The organism is Pseudomonas sp. RW407 (assembly GCF_003176655.1).
GTDB classification, from domain to species: Bacteria; Pseudomonadota; Gammaproteobacteria; order Pseudomonadales; family Pseudomonadaceae; genus Pseudomonas; species Pseudomonas delhiensis.
In genome coordinates, this window is record NZ_QGSL01000029.1 from 824,434 (window position 1) to 836,806 (window position 12,373).

10 protein-coding genes are annotated in these 12,373 nt (G+C 67.9%); all 10 read right to left on the reverse strand.

Translation table 11 applies throughout. From position 1 onward, the window contains the following. Positions 1-176: 176 nt before the first annotated feature. Complete coding sequence (pgi, locus tag DK254_RS04520; RefSeq protein WP_109932556.1) at positions 177-1,841, reverse strand: glucose-6-phosphate isomerase; 1,665 nt, start codon at positions 1,839-1,841, stop codon at positions 177-179. A gap of 68 nt (positions 1,842-1,909) precedes the next feature. Continuing rightward, positions 1,910-2,290: an aspartate 1-decarboxylase gene (gene panD / locus DK254_RS04525; RefSeq protein WP_009613020.1), complete on the reverse strand. Its 381-nt coding sequence runs from the start codon at positions 2,288-2,290 to the stop codon at positions 1,910-1,912. A gap of 110 nt (positions 2,291-2,400) precedes the next feature. Continuing rightward, the gene (panC, locus tag DK254_RS04530) at positions 2,401-3,252 is read right to left on the reverse strand and encodes a pantoate--beta-alanine ligase (RefSeq protein WP_109932558.1); all 852 of its coding nucleotides are present in this window, start codon (positions 3,250-3,252) and stop codon (positions 2,401-2,403) included. Continuing rightward, positions 3,249-4,049 carry a 3-methyl-2-oxobutanoate hydroxymethyltransferase gene (panB, locus tag DK254_RS04535; protein ID WP_109932559.1) on the reverse strand — a complete coding sequence of 267 codons (801 nt, stop codon included), beginning with the start codon at positions 4,047-4,049 and terminating at the stop codon, positions 3,249-3,251. The genes panC and panB overlap by 4 nt, the downstream gene beginning before the upstream one ends. A gap of 124 nt (positions 4,050-4,173) precedes the next feature. Continuing rightward, positions 4,174-4,659, reverse strand: coding sequence for a 2-amino-4-hydroxy-6-hydroxymethyldihydropteridine diphosphokinase (gene folK, locus DK254_RS04540; protein ID WP_109932561.1), 486 nt, complete (start codon positions 4,657-4,659; stop codon positions 4,174-4,176). Then, positions 4,656-6,059 carry a polynucleotide adenylyltransferase PcnB gene (locus DK254_RS04545; protein ID WP_109932562.1) on the reverse strand — a complete coding sequence of 468 codons (1,404 nt, stop codon included), beginning with the start codon at positions 6,057-6,059 and terminating at the stop codon, positions 4,656-4,658. The genes folK and DK254_RS04545 overlap by 4 nt, the downstream gene beginning before the upstream one ends. Before the next feature lie 757 nt (positions 6,060-6,816). After that, positions 6,817-8,253 (reverse strand): sigma-54 dependent transcriptional regulator, encoded by a 1,437-nt coding sequence (locus DK254_RS04550; RefSeq protein WP_109932564.1) that lies wholly within the window; start codon positions 8,251-8,253, stop codon positions 6,817-6,819. Between the two features lie 26 nt (positions 8,254-8,279). Next, entirely contained in the window at positions 8,280-11,231 is a 2,952-nt protein-coding gene (locus DK254_RS04555; RefSeq protein WP_109932566.1) for a sensor histidine kinase, read from the reverse strand. Continuing rightward, positions 11,215-11,391 carry a hypothetical protein gene (locus DK254_RS04560; RefSeq protein ID WP_003095129.1) on the reverse strand — a complete coding sequence of 59 codons (177 nt, stop codon included), beginning with the start codon at positions 11,389-11,391 and terminating at the stop codon, positions 11,215-11,217. The genes DK254_RS04555 and DK254_RS04560 overlap by 17 nt, the downstream gene beginning before the upstream one ends. 84 nt (positions 11,392-11,475) lie before the next feature. After that, entirely contained in the window at positions 11,476-12,363 is an 888-nt protein-coding gene (gluQRS, locus tag DK254_RS04565) for a tRNA glutamyl-Q(34) synthetase GluQRS (protein WP_109932568.1), read from the reverse strand. Positions 12,364-12,373: the final 10 nt, after the last annotated feature.

The window sequence follows — 12,373 nt, forward strand, 5'->3', positions numbered from 1 at the left end:
GCTCCCCGTAGGGCGGATAACGCCTATGGCGTTATCCGCCATGATCGCGGACAAGGTCCGCTCCTACGGTTCCAGGAGGCACGGGCGTAGGAGCGGACTCCGTCCGCGATCCGCGGCGGAAATGAAAACGCCGTTTCCCCTTGCGGAGGAAACGGCGCTTTTCCCAAGGCGGGAACTCAGCCGCGGTGACGGCCGCGGAAGTAGTCGATCAGGCCCTGGGTGGAGGCGTCCTCGGCGGGGCTCTCCTCGCTGCCGACCAGGCGCCCGTAGACGGCCTTGCCCAGCTCCTTGCCCAGTTCCACGCCCCATTGGTCGAAGGCGTTGATGCCCCAGAGGATGCTCTGCACGTAGACCTTGTGCTCGTACATGGCGATCAGCGCGCCCAGGCGGCGGGCGCTGATGCGTTCCAGCACCAGGGTGTTGCTCGGGCGGTTGCCGGGGATCACCTTGTGCGGCGCCAGGCGCTGCACCTCGGCCTCGTCCAGGCCCTTGGCGCGCAGCTCGGCCTCGGCCTCGGCGCGGGTCTTGCCTTGCATCAGCGCCTGGCTCTGCGACAGGCAGTTGGCGTACAGCCACTGGTGGTGGTCGGCCAGCGGGTTGTAGCTGGACACCGGGACGATGAAGTCCGCCGGGATCAGCTGGGTGCCCTGGTGCAGCAACTGGTGGTAGGCGTGCTGGCCGTTGCAGCCGACGCCGCCCCAGATCACCGGGCCGGTGCCGGCGCTGACCGGGGTGCCGTCCTGGCGCACGCTCTTGCCGTTGGACTCCATGTCCAGCTGCTGCAGGTGGTCGGTGATGTTCCGCAGGTAGTAGTCGTAGGGCAGGATGGCGTGGCTGTGGGCGCCCCAGAAGTCGCCGTACCAGACGCCGAGCAGGCCCAGCAGCACCGGGATGTTGCGGGCGAAGGGCGCGCTCTGGAAGTGCTGGTCCATGCTGTGGGCGCCGGACAGCAGTTCCTTGAAGTTGTTGATGCCCACCGACATGGCGATCGGCAGGCCGATGGCCGACCACAGCGAATAGCGCCCACCGACCCAGTCCCACATGGGGAAGACGTTCTCTTCGCGGATGCCGAAGGCCACCGCCGCTTCCTTGTTGCTGGAAACCGCGATGAAGTGGCGGTACAGCTCCGCCTCGTTGCCGCCCTGGGCCAGGTACCAGGCGCGCGCGGCCTGGGCGTTCTTCAGCGTCTCCAGGGTGCCGAAGGACTTGGAGGAGACGATGAACAGGGTGGTCTCGGCGTTCAGCTTGCTGGTCAGCTCGCGGAACTCGCTGCCGTCGATGTTCGCCAGGTAGTGGCAGCGCACGCCTTTCTGGGCGAAGGGCAGCAGGGCCTCGGAGACCAGTTGCGGGCCGAGGAAGGAGCCGCCGATGCCGATGTTCACCACGTCGGTGATGGGCTTCTCGGTGTAGCCGCGCCACAGCCCGTTGTGCACGTAGGCGACCAGCTCGGTCATCTGGTGCAGCACGCGGTGCACTTCCGGCATCACGTCCACGCCGTCCACCAGCACCTTGTCGCCGATCGGCCGGCGCAGCGCGGTGTGCAGCACCGGGCGGCGCTCGGAGGCGTTGATCACCTCGCCGCGGAACATCGACTGGATGGCTTCGCCCAGCTGCGCCTCTTCCGCCAGCTTGACCAGCAGGCCGAGGGTGTCCTCGCGGATCAGGTTCTTCGAGAAGTCGAGGAACAGGCCGCAGGCGCTCAGGGAGAAGCGCTCGAAACGCTTCGGATCGCTGGCGAATGCCTGGCGCATGCTGAAGTTCTGCAGATCCTTGCGGTGCTCGGCCAGTGCCTGCCAGCTCTGCAGGCGGGTGGCATCCAGCGGGGTGAGGTGGTGTTCCATGCTTTACCTTCGGGGGTGTGACGTGCGTTGGAGCGTGAAAAAGCCCGGGGGTTCCGGGCTTTGACGGGTCAGGCGAGCTGCACCGGGATGGCGTTGCTGGTGTGGCTGAGCTGGTTGCCCGGGGCCATGTAGAGCATGCGCGGCTGATAGTTGGCGAGCTCGGCGTCGCTGTATTGAGCATAAGCGCAGATGATCACCCGGTCACCCACCTTGGCCTTGTGCGCGGCGGCGCCGTTGACCGAGATCATCCGCGAGCCTTCCTCGCCGCGGATGGCGTAGGTGGTGAAGCGCTCGCCGTTGTCGACGTTGTAGATCTGGATCTGTTCGTACTCGCGGATACCGGCGAGGTCCAGCCACTCGCCATCGATGGCGCAGGAGCCTTCGTAGTCGAGGACGGCGTGGGTGACTTCGGCGCGGTGCAGCTTGGCCTTGAGCATGATGCTGTGCATGGCGGGCGCTCCTGTTGTGGTGGGGCTTGGCGCGAACGGCGGCAGAGTATGCCCAACCTGTTACCCGGCCTCAAGCCGCGTGCGGCGCGGCCTGGGCGGGCAGCGGCGGGTCAGTCGAGCTGCAGCGGCAGGTTGTCGATCAGGCGGGTGTTGCCGAGGAAGGCGGCGGCCAGGACCACCACCTGCTTGTCGCCGGCATTGGCCGGGCGCAGGCCCAGGGCCTCGCGGATCTCCAGGTAGTCCACGCGCAGGCCGGCGGCCTCGATCTGCCGGCGGGCTTCGTCGATCAGCGCCGGGAAATCGCGCGAGCCGCCGCGCAGGGCGTCGGCGAGCTGCCGGAGGGTGCGCTGGATGACCGGCGCCCGGGCGCGCTCGTCCTCGTTCAGGTAGCCGTTGCGCGAGGACAGCGCCAGGCCGTCCTCGGCGCGCACGGTGGGTTCGCCGAAGATCTGCACGGGGATGTTCAGGTCGCGCACCAGCTTGCGGATCACCGCCAGTTGCTGGAAGTCCTTCTCGCCGAACAGCGCCATGTCTGGCTGCACCATGTTCAGCAGCTTGCAGACCACGGTGGCGACGCCGTCGAAGTGGCCCGGGCGGCTGCCGCCGCACAGCCCCTCGGAAACGCCGGGCACGCTGACCTTGGTCTGGCCTTCCATGCCGTCGGGGTACATCTCTTCCACGCCCGGGGCGAACAGCAGGTGGCAGCCGGCTTCCAGCAGCTTGGCCTGGTCGGCGGCGAGGGTGCGCGGGTACTTGTCCAAGTCCTCGCTGGGGCCGAACTGTAGCGGGTTGACGAAGATGCTGGCGACCACGAAGTCGGCACGCTGGCCGGCCTTGGCCACCAGGGCGGCGTGGCCGGCGTGCAGGTTGCCCATGGTCGGCACCAGGGCGATGCGCTTGCCTTCGCCGCGGGCACGGGCGACGGCGGCGCGCAGTTCGCGGACGGTCTTGACGGTGTTCATGCGGAGAATCCGTGTTCGGGGCCGGGGAAGGAGCCGTCTTTCACGGCCTTGACGTAGGCGGCGAAGGCGCCCTGGATGCTGTCCTGGCCCTGCATGAAGTTCTTCACGAACTTGGGCGCGCGGCCGGACAGCGACAGGCCGAGCATGTCGTGCATCACCAGTACCTGGCCGTCGGTGCCGGGGCCTGCGCCTATGCCGATCACCGGGATCTTCACCGCCTCGCTGATTTCCTGGCCCAGGGCACTGGGCACGCATTCCAGCAGCAGCATGGCGGCGCCGGCCTGCTCCAGGGCGATGGCATCGGCGCGCAGCTGGCGGGCCTGGGTTTCCTGGCGGCCCTGCACCTTGAAGCCGCCGAACAGGTTGACCGACTGCGGGGTGAGGCCCAGGTGCGCGCACACCGGCACGCCCATCTGCGCCAGGCGCACGATGGGCTCGGCCAGCCAGGCGCCGCCTTCGAGCTTGACCATGTGGGCGCCGGCCTGCATGACCTTGACCGCGTCGTCCAGCAGGCGCTGCAGCGAGGTGCCGGAGGCGAAGGGCAGGTCGGTGACGATCATCGCGCCCTGGTTGCCGCGTTTCACGCAGGCGGTGTGATAGGCCATTTCCTCGACCGTGACCGGCAGCGTGCTGTCGTGGCCTTGCAGCACCATGCCGAGGGAGTCGCCGATCAGCAGCATCTCCGCTCCCGCGGCACTGGCCGCCTGGGCGAAGGTGGCATCGTAGGCTGTGAGCATCGCGATCTTCTCGCCGCTTTGCTTCAGGCCTTGCAGGGTGGTCAGGGTGACATCAGGCATGAAAACGGTCCTCGTTGGGCCGGCTGGCGCCGGCGCGGGGCACCTATAGTCCGTATGGGGGGAAGCGAAGTCAATCGCAGGTGTTACCGGACTGTTACGGCGTTACCGCCAACTGGGGTGACGATCAGGATAGCCGTTCGAGGCCCGTGAATGGGCAATCCGCCAGCAGTTCCGACAGGCTGCGGCCGTCGGGCAGGCGCAGCTGCGGCGCCAGGTCCGCCAGGGGGTAGAGGACGAAGGCGCGGGCGTGCATGTGGTAGTGCGGCACGGTCAGGCGCGGCTCGTCGAGCTGGCGCTCGCCGAACAGCAGGATGTCCAGGTCGAGGGTGCGTGGGCCCCAGCGCTCGTCCTTGCGCACGCGGCCCTGTTCCAGCTCGATGGCCTGCAGGGCGTCGAGCAGGGCGAGGGGGGCGAGGTCGGTGTCCAGCGCGGCGACGGCGTTGACGTAGCGCGGCTGGTCCGGCGGGCCCAGCGGGTCGCTGATGTAGAAGGGCGAGACCGCGGCCACCGTGGTCTGCGGGATGGCCCGCAGGGCCTCGATGGCGGCGCGCAGCTGGCCCAGGGGATCGGAGAGGTTGCTGCCCAGGCCGAGATAGACGCGCTCGCTCACTCGTTGCCCGCCCCCTCGCTGCGCGGACCACGGCGCCGGCGGTTGCCACCGCCGCGGCGACGCTTGCGCGGGGCGGCGCCGCCATCGTCCTGGCTGGCCGCCAGGTTACGGATCATGCCGCGGCGTTCGCCGTCGCTGGCGTCCTGGTAGTCCGTCCACCAGTCGCCGAGGCCGCCGGTTTCCTCGCCGGCGCTCTCGCGCAGCAGCAGGAAGTCGTAGCCGGCGCGGAAGCGCGGGTTTTCCAGCAGCAGGTCGGCGCGCTTGCCCTGGCGTCGCGGCAGGCGTTCCTGCATGTCCCAGATCTCGCGGATCGGGATGGTGAAGCGCTTGGGCACGGCGGTGCGCTGGCACTGCTCGCTGATCAGTTCGTGGGCGGCTTCCTGCATCGCCGGGATCGGCGGCATGCCGCGGTCCTGCAGTTGCGCCACGCGCGCCGGCAGGGCCGGCCAGAGCAGGGCGGCGAAGAGGAAGGCGGGGGTGACCGGCTTGCCCTGGTGGATGCGCGCGTCGGTGTTGGCCAGGGCCTGGCGGATCAGCTTGCCGGTGTAGTCCGGGTCGCGGGCCAGGGCCTTGGCGCTGGCCGGGAACAGCGGGGCGAACAGCTCGTATTCGAGCAGCAGCTCGAAGGTGCGCTCGCCGCGGCCGCTGAGGAACAGCTTGAGCACTTCGTCGAACAGCCGCGCCGAGGGAATCTCGCGCAGCGCCGGCGCCAGCTTGCGGATGGGCGCGGCGCTGTGTTTCTCGATCTCGAAGTCCAGCTTGGCGGCGAAGCGCACCGCGCGCAGCATGCGCACCGGGTCTTCGAGGTAGCGCTGCTCGGGGTCGCCGATCAGGCGCACCAGGCGGTTGCGGATGTCGTGCACGCCGTGGGCGTAGTCGAGGATGCGCTCGTCGCTGCAGTCGAAGTACAGGGCGTTGATGGTGAAGTCGCGGCGCTGGGCGTCGTCTTCCAGGGTGCCGTAGACGTTGTCGCGCAGGATGCGCCCGGCTTCGTTGCGCGAGGCCTGGTTGCTGTCGCCTTCGCCTTCTTCCTGGGGGTGGTGGGCACGGAAGGTGGCCACCTCGATGATCTCGCGGCCGAAATGCACGTGCACCAGCTTGAAGCGCCGGCCGATGACCCGCGCGTTGCGGAATTCGGCACGGACCTGCTCGGGGGTGGCGCTGGTGGCCACGTCGAAGTCCTTGGGGGTGATGCCCAGCAGTTGGTCACGCACGCCGCCACCGACGATGTAGGCCTGGTATCCCGCCTTCTGCAGCCGGTCCACCACGCTCACCGCATGCCGGCTGAACTGCTCGCGACGCAGCGGATGCTGGTTGCTGCCGACGATTTCCGGGGTGGTGCGGATTGCGCGCTTGCGGCGCAAGGGAGAGCGAAGGGAGGAGATCAGCTTTTTCAGCATGGAGGCACTATTAACCGGTTGGGGTGGATTGCGTCGCGCAACGCAGCATGCCCTGGCCGGCGATCGCAGTCGGCGGGCAGCCCATCATGCTTGAAAAGCATGGTCAGCGGAAACAATCGTCAGTAAATCTGATGCGTTGTGTGTCCGAATGGGCTCGGATTCTAGCATCGGGGGGCGGGAGATAGGGAACGGGGAACAGCGAAGGGAGCAGGGGAGAGCGAGGAAAGCTACTGGGGGAGCCGAAGCTCCCCCCCAAGTAGGTGCGTGCTTTGTTCTTGTTATGATGCCGGGCTTGTTGTTTTTGTTTGTAGACCCGTCCTCGAGGCCAGTCGCTTCGAGGTATTCCCATTCGGGATCGACAAGAGCAAACGGATTGCTTTGGTCGCTGAGTGAGCAGTGATCTTTCGATCCAACCGATTCCGCCGCTGCCTCGAGGCAGTTTTATTGTTCTTCGATCGGTTGCGGGATTTCTCCCACCAGCTACTCTCCTCCAAAAGAATCAGTTAGCTGCGCCTCCGCGATTTTGTTTTTGTTGTGCTGGAGTCGTTACGTGTTGTTTTTGTTCTGTGGTTTCGTGCTTGTTATTGTTGTTGTACCAATAACAAAGCAGATGCCGTGCCAACTTTTGAGAATCCTTATTTTTCAAGGGTTTAGCTGTAGGAAGGGGTTTCGGGTAGGCACAAAAAAGCCGGGTTATCGTTACCGATGAACCCGGCTTTTGTTACGCGGGATGTCCGCGGTAACAGCCGCGCCCCACTCAGGAGTCGGCCGAGGCCCCCGATTTGCGCCGCGGAATGCCCAGGCGCTGGCGCCGTTCCCACAGGCATTTGCGGCTGATGCCCAGCTTGCGGGCCAGTTCGGTCTCGGTCATGTGGTCCTGGTGCTCGAGGACGAAATGCTGGAAGTAGTCCTCCAGCGACAGGTCCTCGGTGGGCTCGTGGTTGTTGGCCGCCACGGCGCTGCGCATCTCCGCCTCGTCGACGAAGTCGTCCTCCAGGTCGTCCAGCTCGATGTCGATGCCCAGCAGGTCGGCGGGGATTTCCTGGCCCTCGCTGAGGATCACCGCGCGCTCGATGGCATTCTCCAGCTCGCGCACGTTACCCGGCCACGGGTAGTGGCGGATGGCCTGCTCGGCCTCGTGGGAGAAGCTCAGCGGGGCGCGCCCCATCTGCGAGCACTGACGCGCCAGGAAGGCGCGGGCGATCTCCATCACGTCGGTACCGCGCTCACGCAGCGGCGGCAGTTTCAGCGAGATGACGTGCAGGCGGTAATAGAGGTCTTCGCGGAACTGGCCGGTCTTGGCCAGCATCTTCAGGTCGCGGTGGGTGGCGGCGATCAGGCGCACGTCGACCTTCTGCGACTGCACCGAGCCGACGCGGCGGATCTCGCCTTCCTGCAGCACGCGCAGCAGGCGGGCCTGGGCCTCCAGCGGCAGTTCGCCGATCTCGTCGAGGAACAGGGTGCCGCCGTCGGCGGCTTCCACCAGGCCGGCGCGGCCGGCGCTGGCGCCGGTGAAGGCGCCCTTCTCGTGGCCGAACAGTTCGGATTCGATCAGGGTTTCCGGGATGGCCGCGCAGTTCACCGAGATCAGCGGCGCCTTGGTGCGCTTGGACAGGTTGTGCAGGGCGCGCGCCACCAGTTCCTTGCCGGTGCCCGACTCGCCCTGGATGAGGACGTTGGAGTCGGTGGGGGCGACCTTGCGGATCTTCGAATAGAGCTCGAGCATCGGCGGGCAGGAGCCGATGATGCCGATCTCGCCGTCGGCCGGGGCGGCGTTACCGTTACCGCGCTCGCCCGCGGGGCGGGCGTTACCGCGTGCCTCGGCAGTGGCGCCGCGGCCTTCCTGGCGGTCCTTGAGGATACGCGCCACGGCCTGGAGCATCTCGTCGTGGTCGAAGGGCTTGGCGATGTAGTCCACCGCGCCCATCTTCATCGAGTCGACCGCCGAGCGCAGGCTGGCGTAGCTGGTCATGATCAGCACCGGGGTGCCCTGGGCCAGCTTGATCAGTTCGGTGCCGGGGGCGCCGGGCAGGCGCAGGTCGCTGACGATCATGTCGAAGGACGGGATGCTGTAGCGCTCCTGGGCCTCCTGGACCGAGCCGGCCTCGCTGACCTGGTACTGGTTGCGCTCGAGCAACCGTCGCAGGGCGGAACGGATGATGGTTTCGTCTTCGACGATGAGGATATGTGCCATGTATTCAGCTCTCTCGACGTGCTCGTCTACTGCTCGGCCGTCGGGCCAGGATGCCGCGGCAAGGTCACGCGGATGCGGGTGCCGCATTCGCGTTCCGGATCGGCCGGGCTGTCGATGGTGATCTGCCCATAATGCTCTTCCACGATCGAATAGACCAGTGCGAGGCCCAGGCCAGTCCCCTTGCCGGGGTCCTTGGTGGTGAAGAAGGGCTCGAACAGGCGGTCGATGATGGACTTGGGAATGCCGCTGCCTTCATCTTCGACGATGAGATCGACGGTGTTCTCCGAGGCTTCGCTGCGCACCCGTATGGCGCCACCGGGGGGGGAGGCGTCGCGGGCGTTGGACAGCAGGTTGATGAGTACCTGGGCGAGGCGCTGGGCATCGCCTTCCACCCAGTGGTCCGGGTCGCACAGGTTGAAGAACTGCACTTCGACGCTGCGCCGGTTCAACGATAGCAAACTGATGGCTTCGCGGGCGACGTCGGCCAGGCACACCGGCTCGGCGGCCACCTGCTTGCCGCCGGCGTGGGCGAAGCTCATCAGCGACTGGACGATGCGCGAGACGCGCTTGGTCTGCTCGAGGATCTGCCCGCTGATCTCGGTCAGCTCGCCGTCGCCCTCGCGTTCCTCGCGCAGGTTCTGCGCAAGGCAGGCGATGCCGGTGATGGGGTTGCCGATCTCGTGGGCCACGCCGGCGGCCAGGCGGCCGATGGAGGCCAGGCGCTCGGAGTGGATCAGCTTGTCTTCCAGGGACTGCGTCTCGGTGAGGTCCTCGACCAGCAGGACCAGGCCGCTGTTGCCCGGCGCCAGGGGTTCCTCGATGGCTGCCTTGTGCAGGTTCAGCCAGCGCGTCTGGCCGTCGATCGCCAGGCGCTGCTTGTGCAGGTGCTGGTCGGGGGCCTCGATGAAGCCTTCCAGCAGGCCCTTCCAGGGTTCCGGCAGGGCCGACAGGCGCGAGCCCACCACGCGCTGCGCGGGCACCCCGGTGAGTTCCTCGATGGCGCGGTTCCACATCAGCACTTCCTGGTCCTTGGCCAGCGAGCACACGCCCATCGGCAGGTCCTGCAGGGTCTGGCGGTGGTAGCGGCGCAGGGCGTCCAGCTCGGCGGCCAGGCCGGTGAGCCGCGAGTGGTAGTCCTCCAGGCGGCTCTCGATGAAGTGGATGTCCTCGGTGACGTAGCTCTCGCTGTTGGCCTTGTAGGGCAGGAAGGTCTCGACCATGTCCTGGGCCACGCTTGGGCCCATCAGCCCGGAGAGGTTGGCCTCGATGCGGTCGCGCAGGCGGCGCAGGGCGTAGGGGCGGCGCTCGTCGAAGGGCAGGTGCAGGTCGCGCAGGGCCTGCTCCACTTCCTTCTGCGCGGTCTTGGCGCCCAGCGGCCTGGCCAGCTGGCTGGCGAATTCCTGGGGCGAGACGGCGAGCAGTTCGCGGCGCTGCGGGCGGCGCACGTTGTCCACCGCGCAGGCTTCGGCGGCGCCCTTCTCCTCGTCGCTGGGCTCGCTGAACAGCGACACCAGGGTGAACACCAGCACGTTGGCCGCCAGCGAGGCGAGGGCGGCCAGGTGCCAGCTGGCCTCGTCGAGCACATACAGCGAGTCGAACAGCGGGATGTGCAGGCTCTGCACGTTGCCCATCAGCGGCACCAGCATGGTGGCGCCCCACACCAGCATGCCGGCGACCAGGCCGGCGATGAAGCCGCGGCGGTTGGCGGCCGGCCAGTAGAGCACCGAGAGCGCGCCGGGGAGGAACTGCAGGGTGGCGACGAAGGAGACGATGCCCAGGTTCGACAGTTCCTGCTCGGAGCCCAGCAGCAGGTAGAAGCCGTAGCCCAGCAGGATGATGGTGGCGATCAGCGCCCGCCGCGTCCATTTCAGCCAGCGGTAGATGTTGCCCTCGGCCGGCGGCTGGTACAGCGGTAGCACCAGGTGGTTGAGGACCATGCCCGACAGCGCCAGGGTCATCACGATGATCAGCCCGCTGGCCGCCGAGATGCCGCCGATGAAGGCGGCCAGCGCCAGGGCCGGGCTGTCCACCGCCATGCCCAGGCCGAGGGTGAAGTATTCCGGGTTGGTCGAGGCGCCCAGGTGCAGGCCGGCCCAGAGGATCGGCGGCACCGCCAGGCTCATCGGCAGTAGGAACAGCGGCAGGCCCCAGCTGGCGCTGAGCAGGGCGCGCGGGTTGAGGTTCTCGGTGAAGGTCATGTGGTACATGTGCGGCATGACGATGGCCGAGGCGAAGAACACCAGCAGCAGGGTGCGCCAGGGGCCCTCGGCCAGCGGCGTGTGCAGGGTGCTCAGGGCCTCCTGGTTCTGCAGCAGCCAGACCTCCAGGCCGTCGGGGCCGCCGAACACGCCGTAGAGGGCGAACAGGCCGATGGAGCCCAGGGCGACCAGCTTGACCAGCGACTCGAAGGCGATGGCCATCACCAGCCCCTCGTGGCGTTCGCGGGTGGCGATGTGGCGGGCGCCGAAGAGGATGGCGAACAGGGTGATCAGCGCGCAGAACGCCAGCGCCGCGCTGTTGGCGTCGGCGCCGTGGGTCAGCAGGCTGATCGAGTTGGTCACCGCCTCGATCTGCAGGGCCAGCATCGGCAGCACGCCGATCAGCATGAACAGAGTGGTCAGCGCGCCGGCCCAGGTGCTGCGGAAGCGGAAGGCGAACAGGTCGGCCAGCGACGACAGCTGGTAGGCGCGGGTGATGCGCAGGATCGGGTAGAGCAGCACCGGGGCCAGCAGGAAGGCCCCGGACACACCCAGGTAGATGGCCAGGAAGCCGTAGCCGTACTGGTAGGCCAGGCCGACGGTGCCGTAGAAGGCCCAGGCGCTGGCATAGACGCCCAGCGACAGGGTGTACACCAGCGGGTGGCGCACCAGGCGGCGCGGCACGTAGCCGCGCTCGGTGATCCAGGCGACACCGAACAGGGTGGTCAGGTAGGCGGCGCTGATCAGGATCAGCTGGGTGAGGCTAAAGCTCGTCAGCATCGCGCTGGCTCTGCAGGATGAAGGTCACGACTATGAGAATCAGCCACAGCAGGTAAGGGCGATACCAGGCGCCGTTGGGGTCGATCCACCAGTCCATGATGGCGGGCGAGAACAGGTAGATGCCCACGACCAGGAGCAGCACCAGTCGGTAGATGTACATGTCATGCCTCTCGTTGTGCGGACGGCAGGCTACAGGCAGCCGATGGGCGCCTGCAAGCCGGGGCGCATGACCCCACCCTCCATCTTAGAGCCGGGCGTCTTCCAGCGTCAGCACGCGGGGGATGCGCGTGGCGTCCCAGTGCGCCACGCCCCAGGCCAGCACCTCGGCCGGGGTGGCGCCGGCCAGCTCCGCCGGCGCGGCGAGGCCCAGGGCCCCGAGGGCACGCAGCAGCAGCGGTGCGGCCTGCTCGGCGGCCAGCGGCGGCGAGCGGTAGGACTTGCCCAGCTTGTGGCCGTCGGGCTGGACGATCAGCGGCACGTGCAGGTAGCGCGGGTGGGCCACCCCGAGCAGCTCCTGCAGGTACAGCTGGCGCGGGGTGTTGTCCAGCAGGTCGGCGCCGCGGACGATGTCGGTCATGCCCTGCCAGGCGTCGTCCAGCACCACCGCCAGCTGGTAGGCGTAGAGGCCGTCGCGGCGGCGGATGACGAAGTCGCCGACCTCGCGGCCCAGGTGCTGGCGGAACTCGCCCTGGACGCGGTCGACGAAGGCGTATTCCAGTTCCGGCACGCGGATGCGGATGGCGACGTCGCCGTGCCAGTCGTGCCCGGCGTCGCGGCAGGTGCCGGGGTAGATGCCGCCGCTGCCTTCGAGCTGCTTGCGCGAGCAGGTGCAGGCGTAGGCCAGGCCGCTGCGCAGCCACTGCTGGACCACCGCCGCGTAGGCATCGCCACGCTCGCTCTGGCGTACGACAGGGCCATCCCACTCGAAGCCGTAGCGCTCCAGCGTCTGCAGGATGGCGGCCTGGGCCCCGGGCATTTCCCGCGGCGGGTCGAGGTCTTCCATGCGCACCAGCCAGCGGCCGCCGGCGGCACGGGCGTCCAGGTAGGAGGCGACGGCAGCGACCAGCGAGCCGAAGTGCAGGTAGCCGCTGGGGGTGGGGGCGAAACGGCCGATATAGCGGGAGTCGGACATGGCGCAGGCT

Excerpts from the sequence above, each read along its gene's own strand:
- DK254_RS04560 (WP_003095129.1), bottom strand. The coding sequence starts at position 11,391 with ATGTACATCTACCGACTGGTGCTGCTCCTGGTCGTGGGCATCTACCTG.
- DK254_RS04545 (WP_109932562.1), bottom strand. The coding sequence starts at position 6,059 with ATGCTGAAAAAGCTGATCTCCTCCCTTCGCTCTCCCTTGCGCCGCAAG.
- panB (WP_109932559.1), bottom strand. The coding sequence starts at position 4,049 with ATGCCTGATGTCACCCTGACCACCCTGCAAGGCCTGAAGCAAAGCGGC.
- gluQRS (WP_109932568.1), bottom strand. The coding sequence starts at position 12,363 with ATGTCCGACTCCCGCTATATCGGCCGTTTCGCCCCCACCCCCAGCGGC.
- pgi (WP_109932556.1), bottom strand. The coding sequence starts at position 1,841 with ATGGAACACCACCTCACCCCGCTGGATGCCACCCGCCTGCAGAGCTGG.
- DK254_RS04550 (WP_109932564.1), bottom strand. The coding sequence starts at position 8,253 with ATGGCACATATCCTCATCGTCGAAGACGAAACCATCATCCGTTCCGCC.
- panC (WP_109932558.1), bottom strand. The coding sequence starts at position 3,252 with ATGAACACCGTCAAGACCGTCCGCGAACTGCGCGCCGCCGTCGCCCGT.
- panD (WP_009613020.1), bottom strand. The coding sequence starts at position 2,290 with ATGCACAGCATCATGCTCAAGGCCAAGCTGCACCGCGCCGAAGTCACC.
- DK254_RS04555 (WP_109932566.1), bottom strand. The coding sequence starts at position 11,231 with ATGCTGACGAGCTTTAGCCTCACCCAGCTGATCCTGATCAGCGCCGCC.